The sequence below is a fragment of the Inhella inkyongensis genome (assembly GCF_005952805.1).
GTDB lineage: Bacteria > Pseudomonadota > Gammaproteobacteria > Burkholderiales > Burkholderiaceae_C > Inhella > Inhella inkyongensis.
Window position 1 is genome coordinate 2,445,770 of sequence record NZ_CP040709.1, and the last position, 15,957, is coordinate 2,461,726.

Annotated in this window: 14 protein-coding genes; 13 read left to right on the forward strand and 1 reads right to left on the reverse strand. The window is 66.4% G+C overall.

Annotated elements, in window-relative coordinates; all coding sequences use genetic code 11:
* From serC to FF090_RS11695, 13 genes are all read left to right on the forward strand, one after another.
* Entirely contained in the window at positions 1 to 1,128 is a 1,128-nt protein-coding gene (serC, locus tag FF090_RS11635; RefSeq protein WP_138856878.1) for a 3-phosphoserine/phosphohydroxythreonine transaminase, read from the forward strand.
* Complete coding sequence (gene pheA / locus FF090_RS11640) at positions 1,121 to 2,245, forward strand: prephenate dehydratase (RefSeq protein ID WP_138856879.1); 1,125 nt, start codon at positions 1,121 to 1,123, stop codon at positions 2,243 to 2,245. Before serC ends, pheA begins: the two co-directional genes overlap by 8 nt.
* 35 nt (positions 2,246 to 2,280) lie before the next feature.
* Positions 2,281 to 3,207: a prephenate dehydrogenase gene (locus FF090_RS11645; RefSeq protein WP_138856880.1), complete on the forward strand. Its 927-nt coding sequence runs from the start codon at positions 2,281 to 2,283 to the stop codon at positions 3,205 to 3,207.
* Positions 3,208 to 3,242: 35 nt separating this feature from the next.
* Positions 3,243 to 5,252 (forward strand): bifunctional 3-phosphoshikimate 1-carboxyvinyltransferase/cytidylate kinase, encoded by a 2,010-nt coding sequence (locus FF090_RS11650; RefSeq protein WP_138856881.1) that lies wholly within the window; start codon positions 3,243 to 3,245, stop codon positions 5,250 to 5,252.
* 181 nt (positions 5,253 to 5,433) lie between these two features.
* Positions 5,434 to 7,143 carry a 30S ribosomal protein S1 gene (gene rpsA, locus FF090_RS11655; protein ID WP_138856882.1) on the forward strand — a complete coding sequence of 570 codons (1,710 nt, stop codon included), beginning with the start codon at positions 5,434 to 5,436 and terminating at the stop codon, positions 7,141 to 7,143.
* Between the two features lie 92 nt (positions 7,144 to 7,235).
* Entirely contained in the window at positions 7,236 to 7,535 is a 300-nt protein-coding gene (locus tag FF090_RS11660) for an integration host factor subunit beta (RefSeq protein ID WP_138856883.1), read from the forward strand.
* Between the two features lie 3 nt (positions 7,536 to 7,538).
* Positions 7,539 to 7,829: a lipopolysaccharide assembly protein LapA domain-containing protein gene (locus tag FF090_RS11665; RefSeq protein WP_138856884.1), complete on the forward strand. Its 291-nt coding sequence runs from the start codon at positions 7,539 to 7,541 to the stop codon at positions 7,827 to 7,829.
* A complete protein-coding gene (locus FF090_RS11670; protein WP_138856885.1) occupies positions 7,819 to 8,967 on the forward strand; it encodes a tetratricopeptide repeat protein in 1,149 nt (382 codons plus the stop codon). The genes FF090_RS11665 and FF090_RS11670 overlap by 11 nt, the downstream gene beginning before the upstream one ends.
* On the forward strand, positions 8,964 to 9,710 hold the full coding sequence (locus FF090_RS11675; protein ID WP_138856886.1) for a glycosyltransferase: 747 nt from the start codon (positions 8,964 to 8,966) through the stop codon (positions 9,708 to 9,710). Before FF090_RS11670 ends, FF090_RS11675 begins: the two co-directional genes overlap by 4 nt.
* Before the next feature lie 17 nt (positions 9,711 to 9,727).
* A complete protein-coding gene (locus tag FF090_RS11680; protein ID WP_138856887.1) occupies positions 9,728 to 10,735 on the forward strand; it encodes a glycosyltransferase family 4 protein in 1,008 nt (335 codons plus the stop codon).
* A 17-nt stretch (positions 10,736 to 10,752) separates the two neighbouring features.
* Positions 10,753 to 11,490: a glycosyltransferase family 25 protein gene (locus FF090_RS11685; protein ID WP_138856888.1), complete on the forward strand. Its 738-nt coding sequence runs from the start codon at positions 10,753 to 10,755 to the stop codon at positions 11,488 to 11,490.
* A gap of 2 nt (positions 11,491 to 11,492) precedes the next feature.
* Positions 11,493 to 12,527, forward strand: a complete 1,035-nt coding sequence (locus FF090_RS11690; RefSeq protein WP_138856889.1) for a glycosyltransferase family 4 protein — start codon at positions 11,493 to 11,495, stop codon at positions 12,525 to 12,527.
* Positions 12,524 to 14,308: an ABC transporter ATP-binding protein gene (locus FF090_RS11695; protein WP_138856890.1), complete on the forward strand. Its 1,785-nt coding sequence runs from the start codon at positions 12,524 to 12,526 to the stop codon at positions 14,306 to 14,308. Before FF090_RS11690 ends, FF090_RS11695 begins: the two co-directional genes overlap by 4 nt.
* 271 nt (positions 14,309 to 14,579) lie before the next feature.
* Here the strand turns inward: FF090_RS11695 and FF090_RS11705 are convergent, their stop codons facing one another.
* The gene (locus FF090_RS11705; protein WP_246071399.1) at positions 14,580 to 15,953 is read right to left on the reverse strand and encodes a patatin-like phospholipase family protein; all 1,374 of its coding nucleotides are present in this window, start codon (positions 15,951 to 15,953) and stop codon (positions 14,580 to 14,582) included.
* Between the last annotated feature and the right edge of the window lie 4 nt (positions 15,954 to 15,957).

Consider the following 15,957-nt stretch of genomic DNA (forward strand, 5'->3'; position numbering starts at 1 on the left):
ATGGCCCACGCGTCTACGCGCCCCTACAACTTCTCGGCCGGACCGGCCTGCCTGCCGCTACCCGTGTTGGAGCAGGCCGCCGCCGAGATGTGCGACTGGCAGGGCAGCGGCATGGGCGTGATGGAGATGAGCCATCGCGGCCCGCAGTTCGGCGCCATCCTGGCGCAGGCGGAGCGCGACTTGCGGGCGCTTGCCGGTGTACCCGATGAGTTCGCCATTCTGTTCATGCAGGGTGGCGCCCTGGCGGCCAACGCCCTGATCCCGCTCAACCTCGCCCATCGCGGCCGGGTCGATGTGGCGGTCACGGGCAGTTGGTCGGCCAAAAGCGCCGACGAAGCCGCCCGCTATGCCCTGGTGCAGCGCGTGGTGGACACGCGCGCCGAGGGCTATCTGGACATTCCAGCGCCCGACAGCTGGGCCCTGCGCGATGACGTGGACTACGTCCATCTGTGCTCGAACGAGACCATCGATGGTGTGGAGTTCCAGGATCTGCCGAACCTGCGCGCTCTCGGCTGCGAGGCCCCGCTGGTGGTGGACTGCTCCTCCAACCAGCTTTCACGCCGCTTTGACTGGTCGCGCATCGGTCTGGCCTTTGGCGGCGCACAAAAGAACATCGGCCCGGCCGGCTTGACCCTGGTGTACGTGCGCCGGGATCTGCTCCAACCCGCTCTGGCTGCCTGCCCCACGGCATTCAGCCTGGAGCGCGTGGCGCGCGAGAACTCCATGTTCAACACACCGCCCACCTACGCGATCTATATCGCCGGGCTGGTGTTCGCCTGGGGCCTGCAATTCCGCTGGAATGGGCTCCAAGGTCTTGAAGCTCTCGAGGCCCATAACCGCGACAAGGCGGCCCTGCTCTACGCCGCCCTGGATGACTCCAACCTGTTCGAGAACCGTGTGTCATCCGCGGTGCGCTCGCGCATGAACATCCCCTTCTTCCTGCGCGAACCCGGTCTGACGGACACTTTCCTGGCCCAGGCTGCCCAGGCCACACCGGTCGGCCTGCTGCAATTGAAGGGTCATAAGAGCAAGGGCGGATGCCGCGCCTCGCTTTACAACGCCATGCCGCTGGCCGGCGTTCAGGCCCTGGTTGATTTCATGCAGGACTTTGAACGCCGCCATGGCTGAGACACCCAAGGAAAGCCCAACACCCGCGCAGGACCACGCCTTGGCCGGTCTGCGCGATCAAATCGACGCCGTTGACAGGGAACTGCTCAAGCTGCTGAACCAACGCGCGGCGCTGGCACAGGCCGTGGGCGGCATCAAGAAACAACAAGGCAGCCTGGTGTTCCGCCCTGAGCGCGAGGCGGCGGTCATTGCCGGGCTGAAGGCGCACAACCCAGGACCGCTGCAGTCCGACACCATCGCGCCGATCTGGCGCGAAATCATGAGTGCCTGCCGCGCGCTGGAAACGCCCACCCGGGTCGCCTACCTGGGACCGGCAGGGACGTTTTCAGAGCAGGCCAGCCTGGGCTTCTTCGGCTCCAGCATCGTCCGCGTGCCCTGCACCAGCATCGATGAGGTATTCCGAGTCACCAGCGCGGGTGCGGCAGACTTCGGCGTCGTCCCGGTCGAAAACTCCACCGAAGGCGGTGTCGCGCGCACACTTGATCTGCTGCTCTCCACGCCGCTTTTCATCGTGGCCGAGACCAGCCTCTTTGTGCGCCACAACCTGCTGCGCGTGCGCAATGACCTGGCTGAGATCGAAGCTGTGGTGGCCCATCCCCAAGCCTTGGCCCAGTGCCAGGGTTGGCTGGCCCAGCACCTGCCGCATGCCGAGCGACGGCCCGTCTCCAGCAATGCCGAGGGCGCCCGACTGGCGGCCCAGGATGCAAAACTCGCGGCCATCGCCAGCGACCGCGCCAGCAGCGAGTACGGCCTGCACATCGTGGCGCCCGCCATTCAGGACGACGCCCACAACCGCACCCGCTTTGCCGTGCTGACCCAGCCCGAGTTGCACCCCAGCCCGCGCGCCAGCGGCCGGGACTGCACCTCCCTGGTGGTCTCCGTGCTGAACCGCCCGGGCGCCTTGCATGATCTGGTGGTGCCCCTCAAGACCCATGGGGTCTCAATGACTCGCTTCGAGTCGCGCCCGGCCCGCAGTGGCGGTCAGTGGGAGTACTACTTCTACATCGACCTCCAGGGCCACCCCGACGAAGCGCATGTCGCGCGCGCCCTGAAAGAATTGCGCGACTGCTGCGCCTTTTTCAAGGTGCTTGGTACCTACCCCTTGGATACACACTGAATACACACTGAATACAAACTGAGCGCCAACATCGAATGACCCGCCTGCCCCGCCCCCACTTTCAACAGCTTGGACTGATCGGCTGCGGCCTGATTGGCGGCAGCTTTGCGCTGGCGCTCAAGCGCGCCGGCCTGGTCAAGCGGGTGGTGGGTTACAGCAAGAGCCCGAGCACCACGGAGACCGCCAAACGCCTGGGGGTCATCGATGTCGCTGCGGAGTCGGCGCTGCTGGCGGTATCAGGCTCCGATCTGGTCCTGATTGCCGTGCCCGTGGCAGCCACCGAGGCCACGCTGCGTGCCATCCGCCATCTGGCCCAGGTGCAGCCACAGACCCTGTTCATGGACGTCGGCTCCACCAAGGCCGATGTGGCGATCGCGGTGCAAAAGGTACTGGGCGCCCACGCGGCCCAGTTCGTACCCGCGCACCCCATTGCAGGCAAGGAACTCGCGGGCGTGCAGAACGCCGAGGCCCAGCTGTTCCAGGGCCGCCAAGTGGTGCTGACCCCGCTGCCCGAAAACGAACCCGCGCTGGTGCAAAAGGCGGCCGGCGTATGGGCCGCGATGGGCTGCAAGGTCCTGCGCATGACGCCGGAAAACCATGACGCAGCCTATGCCGCCGTCAGCCACTTTCCGCATCTGCTGGCCTACGCCTATTTCCAATCGGTGATGCGCCAGCCTTCGGGGCGCGAATTCATGGAGTTGGCAGGCACGGGCTTTCGCGACTTCACCCGCATTGCGGGCGGCGACCCGGCGGTCTGGCGCGACATCTTCCTGGCTAATCGCGACGAAATCCTGCACCAGTCGCAGCGCTTCCGCAGCGTGCTCGACCGCCTGGAGCACTGGATGAAGGAAGGCGACACCAGCGCGCTGGAGACCCTGCTACGCCAGGTCAGTGAGGCCCGCAACAAGTGGTCGCCCACCTTCTTCGATGCCGAAGACGGTGAGCCCTCTTCCCACTTTTGATTCATTTCTAAGCTCGGCGCAGCCGCGCCATCGACATGCTAAAGATCCCCTATCTGGACCTGCCGCCCCTTTGCGGCGCAGCTGGGACCGTGCGCCTGCCTGGCTCCAAAAGCATTTCCAACCGCCTGCTGCTGCTGGCCGCCCTGGCCGAAGGCGAGACCCGGATTGAGCAATTGCTGGAGGCCGATGACACCGCCGTGATGTTGGATGCTCTGCGCAGCCTGGGTTGTGCCTGGCACCGCAATGGCGACGGCAGCGTGACCGTGCAGGGTCTGGGCGGGCATCTACCGGTCTCGCAAGCCGATTGCTTTTTGGGCAACGCCGGTACCGCGATGCGCCCGCTCGCGGCCGCGCTGGCGCTGTTGTCCGCCCGCGATGGAGGCCGCTTCTTCTTAAGCGGCGTGGCGCGCATGCACGAGCGCCCAATTCGCGACTTGGTAGACGCCCTGCGTGGCCTGGGTTGCCAAATCGAAGATTTGGGCCAGCCGGGCTACCCACCGCTGGCCTTGTCCGGCCCCGCCCCTTTGGCCCTGGACCAGCCGGTGCGCGTGCGCGGGGATGTCTCCAGTCAGTTCCTCACCGCCCTGCTGCTCACCCTGCCCTTGGTGGCACAGCGTGCCATCGTCATCGAGGTCGAGGGCGAACTGATTTCCAAGCCTTACGTGGAAATCACCCTGGCCCTGCTGGCGCGCTTTAACGTCAAAGTGGAACGCGAAGGCTGGCAACGCTTCACCATCCCGGCCGGCAGCCGCCTGCGTTCGCCCGGGCGCCTGGTGGTCGAGGGCGACGCCTCGGCAGCCTCCTATTTCATTGCCCTGGGCGCCCTGGGCGCCACGCAGGCGCCCGTCCGCATCGAGGGCATCGGGCGCGATGCTCTGCAGGGCGATGTGCGTTTTGCCGATGCCGCCGCTGCCATGGGGGCGCAGATCGAGTGGGAGGACCATGCGCTGCGCGTGCGCCGGGGCGCTTGGCCGCTCAAGGCCATCCAATTGGACTGCGTGGCCATTCCGGACGCGGCCATGACCCTGGCGGTGATGGCGCTCTATGCCGATGGCCCCAGCCGCCTCTCCGGCATTGCCAGCTGGCGAGTCAAAGAGACCGACCGGATTGCCGCCATGGCGACTGAATTGCGCAAGCTCGGCGCCACGGTGGCCGAAGGCCCGGACTGGATCGAGGTGCATCCGCTGCAGAGCTGGCGGCGCACCGCCATCCACACCTACGACGACCACCGCATGGCGATGTGCTTCTCTTTGGCCGCCCTGCACCCCCTGACCGGCACCCCACCTCAAGACTTGCGCATCCTGGACCCAGGCTGTGTGGCCAAGACCTTCCCCGACTACTTCGAGACCCTGTTCGGACTGGTGCAAGCCGATCCAGCGCACATCCCAGTGCTGTGCATCGACGGGCCGACCGCCTCGGGCAAGGGCACGCTGGCCGACCGGGTGGCCGATCAATTGGGCTACTGGGTCCTGGACTCAGGCGCGCTCTACCGGGCAACGGCGCTGGCTGCGCGCTGCGCCGGTGTGGCACTGGATGACGAACCTCGCGTGGCGGCATTGGCCGCCAGGCTGCCCTTGCACTTCGAGGCCGGACGCTGCTTTCTGGACGAAGAAGACGTCACTGATGCCCTGCGGGCGGAAGAAGTGGGGCTGGGCGCATCGGCGGTGGCCGCCTTGCCCGCCGTGCGACAAGCCCTGCACCAGCTGCAATTGAGCTTTCGCCGCGTTCCAGGTCTGGTGGCGGACGGGCGCGACATGGGAGTCGCCATCTTTCCGCAGGCCCAACTCAAGGTATTCCTCACGGCGAGTGCCGCGCAGCGCGCCGAGCGGCGCTATAAGCAATTGATTTCCAAGGGGTTTTCGGCTAATATCGCGGGCTTGCTGCAGGATTTGGAGGCTCGGGACGCACGCGATAAATCGCGCAGCGCTTCACCTTTGGCTCCGGCGCAAGACGCCCGACTCCTGGACAACTCGGACCTCAGCATCGACGCCAGCGTCGAACAGGTTCTGGCTTGGTGGGATGAAAAGCGCGCCTTTGCGGACTGAGTGCCGGCGCTGAACTCAGCGCCTCGCACCCCGCCCCAAGGCACCCCGGTGGTCTGTGACCCCGCCCTTGGCGCCCAAGCGCCGAAGGCAGGCCGCAGGCTTTTTTGAAGCTCCGGGTGGCCGCCAGGTCGCCCGTGTTGTCGTCAGCCCCGCAGACTTTTCTGCGGACCTAGGAAACCCCATGACTCTCACCCAAACTGCCGCCGCGGTCGACTCGTTCGCCGCAATGTTCGAAGAATCGCTGCAACGCTCCAATATGCGTTCCGGCGAGGTCGTGTCCGCCGAAGTGGTGCGCATCGATTACAACTTCGTGGTGGTGAATGCCGGCCTCAAGAGCGAAGCCTATGTGCCGCTCGAAGAGTTCAAGAATGATCTCGGCGAGATCGAAGTCCAGATCGGTGACTTCGTCTCCGTCGCTGTGGACGCCGTTGAAAACGGCTACGGCGACACCATCCTGAGCCGCGACAAGGCCAAGCGCCTGGCTTCCTGGCTGAGCCTGGAGACCGCGCTGGAGTCTGGCGACTTCGTCACCGGCACCGTCAGCGGCAAGGTCAAGGGCGGCCTGACCGTGATGGTCAATGGCATCCGCGCCTTCCTGCCGGGTTCGCTGATCGACACCCGCCCGGTCAAGGATCTGAGCCCGTTCGAGGGCAAGACCATGGAGTTCAAGGTCATCAAGCTGGACCGCAAGCGCAACAACGTTGTGCTGTCGCGTCGCGCGGTGGTCGAGGCCTCGATGGGCGAAGAGCGCGCCAAGCTGCTGGAAACCCTGTCCGAAGGCGCCATCGTCAACGGCGTGGTCAAGAACATCACCGAATACGGTGCGTTCGTGGACCTGGGCGGCATCGACGGCCTGCTGCACATCACCGACATGGCCTGGCGCCGTGTCCGTCACCCGAGCGAAGTGGTGACGGTGGGTCAAGAGCTGACCGCCAAGGTGCTGAAGTTTGACGCCGAGAAGAACCGCGTCTCGCTGGGCATCAAGCAGTTGGGCGACGACCCCTGGATGGGCGTGGCCCGCCGCTACCCGAACAGCACCCGCCTGTTCGGCAAGGTCACCAACATCGCTGACTACGGCGCCTTCGTGGAAATCGAACCCGGCATCGAAGGCCTGGTGCACGTTTCCGAAATGGACTGGACCAACAAGAACGTCGCCCCCACCAAGGTGGTGACCCTGGGCCAGGAAGTCGAAGTCATGGTGCTGGAGATCGACGAAGACAAGCGTCGCATCTCGCTGGGCATGAAGCAGTGCCGCGCCAATCCGTGGGAAGAGTTCGCCGAGAACTTCAAACGCGGCGACAAGGTCAAGGGCCCGATCAAGTCGATCACCGACTTCGGCATCTTCATCGGCCTGGCCGCTGGCATCGACGGTCTGGTGCACCTGAGCGACCTGTCTTGGAACGAGACCGGCGAAGCCGCCGTGCGCAACTTCAAGAAGGGCCAGGAGATCGAGGCCGTGGTGTTGGCCGTGGACGTCGAGCGCGAGCGCATCAGCCTGGGCATCAAGCAGATGGACAGCGACCCCTTCACCAACTTCACCTCGGTCAACGACCGTGGCGCCACCGTGACCGGCAAGGTCAAGGCTGTGGATCCGCGTGGCGCTGAGGTGGACCTGGGCGAAGACATCATTGCTTACCTGCCGGCCAGCGAACTGAGCCGCGACCGCGTGGAAGACGCTCGCAACCTGCTGAAGGAAGGCGACGAAGTCACCGCCCTGATCATCAACGTGGACCGCAAGTCGCGTTCGATCAAGCTGTCGATCAAGGCCAAGGACGACGCCGATTCGCAAGAAGCGATGAAGAACCTGTCGGCCACCTCCGAGCGTGAAAACGCCGGCACCACCAGCCTGGGCGCCCTGCTGCGCGCCAAGCTGGACAAGGGCGGCAACTAAATCAGCCGACCCCAGGCGTCCGCCCCGGCGGACGCCCGCTATCCTTGAGGGCTCGCGCATTCCACGCGGGCCCTTTTTCTTGCTGCGCCACCATGACCCGCTCTGATCTAGTCACCTTGCTTGCCGAACGCTTTCCGCAGATCACGCAGAAGGACACCGAGTTCGCGGTGAAGACCATTCTTGACGCCATGAGCGATGCCCTGGCGCATGGCCACCGCATCGAGATTCGGGGCTTCGGCAGCTTCTCGGTCAACCGTCGTCCGCCGCGCATGGGCCGTAACCCGCGCACCGGCGAGCAAGTGCCCATCCCGGAAAAACTGGTGCCGCACTTCAAGCCGGGCAAGGCCCTGCGCGAAGCCGTCGAAGCCCAGGGCAAAGCCGAGACCCGCTGAGCCATGCGGCTGCTGACCTGGCTGCTGCGCGCCTTTCTGTTCTTCGTGCTGTTCGCCTTTGCGCTGAACAACACGCAGACGGTGACCGTGCATTGGTTCTTCGGCCATGCCTGGAGCACCCCCCAAGTCTTCGTCGTGCTGGCCAGCTTCGCTGCCGGTGCCGCCTTGGGTGTGTTGGCCATGGTGCCGGCCTGGTGGCGTCAGCGCAGCCAGATCAAACGTCAGCGCCCGGTGAGCGAGGCCACTTCCTCTTTCAGCGCAGAGCCCCCAGCCGGTATTCGTGATGGACTTTGATCCGCTCTGGCTGCTGGTCCTGCCCCTGGTCTTCGGCATGGGATGGCTGGCCTCGCGCCTGGACCTGCGCCAGGCCAAGCGCGACCCACGTGACGCCTCCAAACCCTACTTCCAGGGCCTGAACTTCTTGCTGAACGAGCAGCAGGACAAGGCCATCGACGCCTTCATCGAAGCCGTCCAGCACGATCCCGACACCGCCGAACTGCATTTCGCCCTGGGTAATCTGTTCCGCCGTCGCGGCGAGACCGAGCGCGCTGTTCGCGTGCATCAGCATCTACTGCAGCGCGGGGACCTGCCCGCCCTGGAGCGCGCCCGTGCCCAGCACGCGCTGGCGCAGGACTTCTTCAAAGCCGGCCTGTTTGACCGCGCCGAGGCCGCCTACCGCGCGCTGCGCGGCACCGTGTTCGAGCCCGAGGCTGACCTGGCCCTGCTCAGTCTGTATGAGCGCTCGCGCGACTGGGCGCAGGCGGGCCCTGTGGCACAGGCGCTGGAAGAGCGCGGCATGGGCTCCTTTGCGGCCCGTCGGGCCCACTACCTGTGCGAGCAAGCTCTGCAAGCACGCAGCGAAGGTCAGACGCCGCAGGCCCTGGCCTTGCTGCAGCAAGCCCGTCAGATAGCGCCGGGCCACCCGCGCGCCCAGATGTTGATGGGGCAATGGGCCCTGGCCCAAGGCGATTCCCAGGCCGCGCTGGGGCACTTCGAAGCCCTGCTCTCAACCTGCCCGGCCAGTTTCAATCTCGCCGCCGCCGACTACGCCCGTGCAGCGCAACAGGCGCAGGGATCGGCGCCCATCGAACGGGCCGGCAAGTTGCTGGAGGCGCGCTACAGCCAGGACCACGCGCTGGCCCTGGTGCTGGCGCTGAACCAGTTGCAACCCGACCGTCAGGCCGAACGCCTGAGCCAGCATCTCAAGCTGCAACCTGGCTCGCTCAATGCGGCCAAGGGGCTGTTCTCGGCCCTGGACCTGGCCGGTGCGGCCTCCGCGGCCCAAATCCAGCCCACCCTCGAACGGGCCGCCAAGCCGCTGATGCGCCACCGCTGCGCCGCCTGCGGCTTCGAAGCCGCCCACTACTTTTGGCAATGCCCGGGCTGCCTGAGCTGGGACAGCTTCCCCCCCCACCCCGTAGAAGAGCTATGACCCTCCAAACAAGCGGTGGCGATCGCTTCATCATGTGCATGAAGTGGGGCACCAAGTACGGCCCCGAGTATGTGAACCGGCTCTACGCCATGGTGCGCCGCCATCTGCGCGGTCCGTTTCGCTTCGTCTGCCTGACCGATCGCAGCGAGGGCGTGCGCCCCGAGGTCGAATGCCTGCCCATCCCTGAGCTGAAGCTGCCCGCCGGCATCCCTGAGCGCGGCTGGACCAAGCTGACCAGCTTCGAGGCCGATCTGCACGGCCTTCGTGGTACCGCGCTGTTCCTGGACCTGGATGTGGTGATCGTGGACGACATCACCCCCTTCTTTGAGGCGCCAGGCGACTTCCTCATCATTCACGACTGGAAGCGCCCCTGGCGGGTCACGGGCAATTCTTCGGTCTATCGCTTCGAGCTCGGTACGCATGCCGAACTGTTGGCCAATTTCCGCGCCAATTTCGAGTCCATCCGCGCGCAGTTCCGCAACGAGCAAGCCTATCTGTCGGACTGGCTGCACGCCCGCGGCAAGCTGCAGTACTGGGACGGCCGCTGGTGCGCCAGCTGGAAATACCACTGCCTGCCCCTTTGGCCCACGAGCTATTGGCGTGACCCCTTCATCCCCGAAGGCGCCCGCATCCTGGTCTTTCACGGTGTGATGAACCCGCCCGATGCCCTGGCCGGCCGCAGCAATGGCAATTGGCGCCATGCGCGTCCAGCGCCTTGGATCGCCGATCACTGGCGCGAGTGACCGAGAAACGGCCCAGCATGCGCATCCTCGTTCTGTTGCGCGATCAATCGCCCAACGGCATCACGACCTACAACCGCATCGTGGCGGAGCACTTGCGTCACCAAGGCCATGTGGTTGACGTGTGGCCGCCAGCACCCGGCTGGCGCCGTGCCCTGCCCCTGCACCGCTGGAGCGTCCCGTTGTTGAGTGGCGCAGTCAAGGGCTTCCAGCCCGACCTGATCTTCATCAGCCATTACACCCAGGCCGAATTGGCCGCCTCGCTGTCGCAACAGCTGGGCGTACCCTGGGTGGCTTGCATGCACAACGGCCATTCACCGGCTCGCATGGCGCAGTGGAAGGCCTTGTTTGGTTCAGCCGCCGGCGTGGTGACCATGTGCGAGAACCTGCACCAGAAGTACAGCCAGTTGATCGGCGCATCCCGTCCGTCCGTGCTGCTGTCGCGCCTGCCCATTGCGGCGCCGCTTCTCGCGCCGCGCGGACAAGGACCGCTGACCCTGGCTTATTGCTCGCGCATGAGCGGACAAAAAGGCCCGCGCTGCGCGGCCTGGCTGCGTGCGGTGGCCAGCCTGCCAGAGGCCCAGGAGTTCAAGGTGCGCGTCATCGGCGGCGGCAGCTATCTGCCGCAGCTCAAGAGCTTGGCGCAGGAACTGAAGCTGGCCGTCGAGTTCACCGGTTTGGTCCCCGACGCCAGCCCCTATCTGGCCGATGTCGATGTGATGACCGGGGCCGGCTACGCGCTGATGGAGGGCATGGTGCGCGGTGCCAGCGCCGTGGCCCTGGGCTTTGCCGGCTGCTGGGGCGCGGTCACCGCCGAGAACTTCCATCGGGCCGTGGCCGTGAACTTCGGAGACCACTGCGACACGCCCTTGCCGGAGGACGCTCAAGCCCTGGCCGCCGCACTTCAGCAGGCCATCGCCCTGCGCCGCGGAGACGGTGCGGAACGCCTGACTGCGCTGGCCCGTCAGCACTTCGACGCCCCCACTGTGGTGTCCGAATTGGCCGACTACTTTCAAGCGCTGCGTTGAACCACGCGCGAAAACGCATGCTGCCCATCCGTTTCATCAACCTGGACCGCGACGCCCAGCGCTGTGCCGGCATGTTGGCCCAGGGCCAGGCCCAAGGCCTGACCCTCGAACGCCACCCTGGCGTGCTCTGGACCGCCCTACCCGCCACCGAGCAAGACCGCCACTACGACGCCGCGCTGAACCAGCGCCAATTCCATCGCCCGCTGGTGAATGGCGAGAAGGGCTGCTATGCCAGCCACATCAGCTGCTGGCAATGGCTGCTGGACTCGCCCCACCCCGCCCTGATCGTCTTGGAAGACGATGTGCGTCTCGGGCCGCAGTTCAAGGCGGCCATCACCGCCATCGAGGCCCTGAAGCGCCCCTGGGATCACATCAAGTTGATCGGCCGCCAGGCCGTGGGCAAGAGCGAAAAGCTGGCGGGCTCCCAAGCTTTGACCGAGGGCCTGCGCCTGGCGCGTTACCGCCGCATCCCCAGCTTCACCGCGGGTTATGCCGTTTCGCGACAGGGTGCCACCAAGTTGCTGGCCAGCCGGCTGCCCTTTGGACGTCCGGTTGACGACGATTTGCGCCACTGGTGGGAATGCCAGCGCCTGGAAGTGCTGGGGGTGCAACCCGATGTACTGAGTCTGGATGAGAGCAGCCTGCAGAGCTCCATCGAACCCAAGGGCGACGCCCGCAGCTTGGGGCTGCGCCTGCGCAAGGCCGGCTACAAGCTGAACTACAACCTCGCAAACAGCTGGCACCGGCTGCGCTGAGCATGCGAATTGCGCACCTGATGCTGACCCGCCATTTCGCCGGCAGCGAACGCTATGCGGTCGAACTGGCCAACGCCCAGGCCGAGCGGCATGAGGTGGCCATGCTGCTGCCCAAGGCGGCCCAAGGCGATTCACCCCAGACCTGGGCGCGCCACCTCGACCCCAGGGTGCAGCAGATCCCCTTGCCCAACGCCCGCTGGCTGCAGCCCTGGGCCGCCCGGCGGGCGCTGAACGCCTGGCAGCCTGAGGTGGCCCACGCTCATCTGAGCCTGGGTTGCAAGGCTTTGGGGGGCTGGCGCGCGCCCAAGACCCTGCGAGTGGCCACCCTGCACATTGAGTACAAGCCCCAGCAGCACGCCAGGCTGGACGCCTTGATCGCCATTGCGCCCTGGCAATTGTCCGCACTGCCCGCCCTGCCCACCGGGCTGCGCGAGCACTGCGAGGCCATCGCCAATTGGTCGAAGGCCCGCCCCAGCAGCCCCGGCGCGCGCGAACGCCAGCGCCAGCAATGGGGCGTAGGGCCGGATGAATTCCTCATTGGCACCCTGGGTCGGGCCGAGCAGAGCAAGGGCTGGGAGGTCTTGCTGCAGGCATTCGAGCAAGCCGCCCTGCCGCAAGCCCGCCTGGTCCTGGTCGGCCAGGGTCGTGACTGGGCTTCGCTGCGCAAGCGCGCCCCACAGCAGGTCCTCATGCCCGGCTTCACACAGGCCCCGCAAGACTGCCTGGCCGCCTTCGACCTTTTCGTCAGCGCCGCCCACAGCGAGCCCTTCGGCCTGGTGTTCCTGGAAGCCATGCACGCCGGCCTGCCCATCTTGGCCACGCGAACAGAGGGCGCGCAGTTCTTGGGCCGCGAGTTCCTGGGCCGCGTTCCCGTGGGTGATGCCGCAGCCCTGGCTGACGCCCTGCGCGCCGCGGCCGCGCAAAGGCCGGCCCGGCGCACCTACCGGATGGACGATTTCGAGCCCGATGCGCAAATCGCACGCATCGAGAACTTTTATCAGCGCGAGCGAGCTCGCCTGCTGGCTGCAAGCGCATGAGCACCAACGACCTTCGCACCACCACCCGCCGCATGCTGGCCTTTGTGCGCCCGCATTGGCGCGGCCTGATCGGCGCGCTGCTGGCCTTCATTGCCGCCGCCGCCACCGAGCCCCTGTTGCCCTGGCTGCTGCAGATCACTTTGGATTCGGGCTTTGGCGCCCCGCGCGCCTCGGCGCTGGGGCCGCAACTGCCCTCCCTGAATCTGCCCAAGCCCAGCGAGCCCTTCCCCATCTGGATGGTGCCGGTGGTGCTGATCGGCCTCTTTGCCGCGCGCGGACTGTTCAGCTTTCTGGGCCAGTACCTGCTGCAATGGACCGTGGGCCGCACGGTGCTGGACATCCGCTGCGCCCTGATGAATGCCCTGATGCGGGCGGACGCCAGCAATTTCACGCAGATGGCCGGCGGCACGGCGGTCACCAAGCTGGTGGGCGACCCCCAGCAGGCGGTTCACCTGGTCAGCAACGCCGGCCTGACCCTGCTGCGCGATGGCCTGCCGGCCCTGGCCATGCTCGGCTATCTGCTCTACACGAACTGGAAGCTCACGCTGCTGACCCTGGTCACCCTGCCGGTCATGGCCCTGGTGCTCAAGCAGGTCAACAAGCGGGTGCGGCGCGTGGGCGGTCAGGCCTATGAGGCGCAGATGGCGCTCTCCAACGCCGTGGACGACGCCACCCGCGCCTGGAAGCTGGTGCGCAGCTTTGGCGCCCAGGAGCATGAGCGCGAGCGTTTTTCCACCCGCGCTCAGAACCTGCGACGCCAGACGCTCAAACAAGTGGCGGCCAACTCCATGGCCCAGCCGCTCTCGCAATTGATTGCCTCGGTGGGGCTCTCGCTGATCGTGGCGCTGGCTATCCTGCAGGGTCGTCAACAAGGCGGCACACCGGGCGAATTTCTGGCCTTTGTGAGCGCTTTGCTGCTGCTGATGAGCCGCGCCCGCCACCTGGCCGAGATGATGCAGCCCTGGACCAATGGGCTGATCATTGCGCGCGGCGCTATGGAGCTTTTGGACCTGCCGCCCGAGGACGACCGCGGCACCGTGACCCAACACAGTGGCCCGGGTGCGCTGCGCTTGCACGACATCCGCCTGCAATACCCTGGCAGCGAGGCGCCAGCCCTGAATGGCCTGAGCCTGGAGATTGCGGCGGGCCAGACTGTGGCGCTGGTCGGCGCCTCCGGTGCCGGCAAGAGTTCGGTGGTGCACCTGTTGCTGGGTTTTGCACGCGCCCAAGGCGGTCGCTACGAGATCGATGGTCTGGACAGCACCACACTCAGCCTGGCTGCGCTGCGAAGCCAGTTCGCGGTGGTCAGCCAAGACACCCTGCTGTTTGACGACACCGTGTTGGCCAATGTGGCCTATGCCCAGACGCCGGACCGCGCACGCGCGGAATCCGCGCTGCGCGACGCCGCCCTGTGGGACTTTGTACAAGCCTTGCCGCAAGGCATGGACACCCGCATCGGCAGCAATGGCAGCACGCTCTCGGGCGGCCAGCGTCAGCGGCTGGCGATTGCCCGGGCGCTCTATCGCGATGCGCCGATCTGGATCTTTGACGAGGCCACCTCGGCCCTGGACACCGAGAGCGAGCGCGCGGTGCAGGACGCCCTGGCCCGCCACCAGGGCCACAAGACGGTGATCCTGATTGCGCATCGACTTTCCACCGTGCGCCATGCCGACCGCATCTTTGTGCTGCAGGCCGGCCGCGTGGTGGAGTCCGGCAACCATGCGGAACTGCTGGCTGCAGGCGGCACCTACGCCGCCCTGGTCAGCCTGGGCGAGGGATGAGACGCCGCGCCGCCATGCTGGCGGCAGTGGCCGGGCTGGCCATGTCAACGCCCTTGCGGGCCCAGCCGAGGCAGTTGGAACTCAACACCGCCTCACGCGCCGAACTGGAGTCGCTACCGGGCCTGGGACCGCAGCGGGTGGCGGATCTGTTGGCCCAGCGGGCACAGCGGCCGTTTGCGGACTGGCAGGACTTGCAAGCACGGCGCTTGGGCTTGGGGGCGGCGCTATGCCGGCGCCTTTCGGCCGCCGGACTGCGCATTCAGGGCCAGGCTTACCCTGCCGGCAACGCCGTGCCCCAAGCGGGCGCGTCGGGCATTACGGGTTCGGGATCGGAATCGGAATCGGCATCTTTGGCTTCTTCCGCCTCAGCGGCTTCAGCAGAATCCACAGCGCCCGGCCGCAAATAGCCCTCGCGCTCCAGACGCCGCCACACCGGTTCCGGCGCCCGATCCGGCCAACCAAAGAAGGCCTGCACCTCCGCACGACGCTGCAGGGTGTCCGTCATTCCCAACACGATGAGCTCGGTGGTGTAGCCGGGCTCAAACAGCAGATAACTCACCAAGGCTGAGCCACGGGCAGCCGTGCCCTGACCCTGCACGCCCACCGCACCCAACAAGGTGCGAATGGGCAACGGCAGCTCGTGTTGGTGCAGGCCGGCCAAATCGTCCAGGCGCTTACTGGGCGAAATGACCAGCACATCCAGCGGCCGCAGCGGCGTGTTGGCCCGCGCCTCGGGGCTGAGCAGGCTCAGGGTCTTGTTGATGCGTTGCAGGCGCTCGATGTCCACCGCCAGGGCATCCAGGAAGATGTTGGACAGCGCGTGACCGGCGATCTGCGCCATGCTGGGTTGGCCGGTATGCACCTGCACATGGCGCTCCTCGGTCGTGCCCGGCTGCTGCATACGCCCGGCACCGATGATCAACACGCGTTCGGCCCCCAGATGCACGGCCGGTGAGATCGGCGCGTTCTGACGCATCGAGCCATCACCGAACCACTCGTCCTGGCCCTGCAGCGGCAACAGCTGCGGCGGGAAGATGAAAGGGATGGCGCTGGAGGCCAGCAAGTGCTCCAACGTCAACTCAGACTGAACCGCGATGCGCTGCGAGCGCAGCCAGGGCTCCACGGGCTTGGCGCTCTCGTAGAACGTGACGTGCTGCCCCGAGGTGTAGCTCGACCCTGTGACGGCCAGGGCCTGCAGATGCCCTTCCTCAAACAGCTTGGGCAGGCGTTCAAAGCGCACGCGACGGCGCAGCAGGTGGTAGAGCGGTTCGTTGTCCAGCAGGCTGCGCGGACGGGTGCGGCGCCAGCGATTGACGGCCCAGCCCAGGCTCATCATGGTCATCCAGCGCGTGCCGGTGCGAATGACGCCGAAGGTGTCGGAGTGGTAGACCTGATCGACATGGATGCGCGACCAGATTTCCACCAGCCCGTCGATGGCCTGGTCGAATTTGTCGGCCTCGCAGGCCAGGGTGGCAGCATTGATGGCGCCGGCCGAGGTGCCCGCAATCACATCGAAGGGATTGCCGCCCACGCCGCAGTCACGGCGAATCTGGGCGATGGCCTGCAGCACGCCCACCTGGTAGGCGGCGCGGGCACCGCCGCCGGTGAGGATCAGTCCAGTGGTTGGGGGCTTGGGCGCGCTCACGCCC

Coding starts and splice junctions, on each gene's coding strand:
- FF090_RS11660 (WP_138856883.1), top strand. CDS start 7,236: ATGACCCGCTCTGATCTAGTCACCTTGCTTGCCGAACGCTTTCCGCAG.
- FF090_RS11650 (WP_138856881.1), top strand. CDS start 3,243: ATGCTAAAGATCCCCTATCTGGACCTGCCGCCCCTTTGCGGCGCAGCT.
- FF090_RS11690 (WP_138856889.1), top strand. CDS start 11,493: ATGCGAATTGCGCACCTGATGCTGACCCGCCATTTCGCCGGCAGCGAA.
- FF090_RS11680 (WP_138856887.1), top strand. CDS start 9,728: ATGCGCATCCTCGTTCTGTTGCGCGATCAATCGCCCAACGGCATCACG.
- pheA (WP_138856879.1), top strand. CDS start 1,121: ATGGCTGAGACACCCAAGGAAAGCCCAACACCCGCGCAGGACCACGCC.
- rpsA (WP_138856882.1), top strand. CDS start 5,434: ATGACTCTCACCCAAACTGCCGCCGCGGTCGACTCGTTCGCCGCAATG.
- FF090_RS11685 (WP_138856888.1), top strand. CDS start 10,753: ATGCTGCCCATCCGTTTCATCAACCTGGACCGCGACGCCCAGCGCTGT.
- FF090_RS11645 (WP_138856880.1), top strand. CDS start 2,281: ATGACCCGCCTGCCCCGCCCCCACTTTCAACAGCTTGGACTGATCGGC.
- serC (WP_138856878.1), top strand. CDS start 1: ATGGCCCACGCGTCTACGCGCCCCTACAACTTCTCGGCCGGACCGGCC.
- FF090_RS11675 (WP_138856886.1), top strand. CDS start 8,964: ATGACCCTCCAAACAAGCGGTGGCGATCGCTTCATCATGTGCATGAAG.
- FF090_RS11695 (WP_138856890.1), top strand. CDS start 12,524: ATGAGCACCAACGACCTTCGCACCACCACCCGCCGCATGCTGGCCTTT.
- FF090_RS11665 (WP_138856884.1), top strand. CDS start 7,539: ATGCGGCTGCTGACCTGGCTGCTGCGCGCCTTTCTGTTCTTCGTGCTG.
- FF090_RS11670 (WP_138856885.1), top strand. CDS start 7,819: ATGGACTTTGATCCGCTCTGGCTGCTGGTCCTGCCCCTGGTCTTCGGC.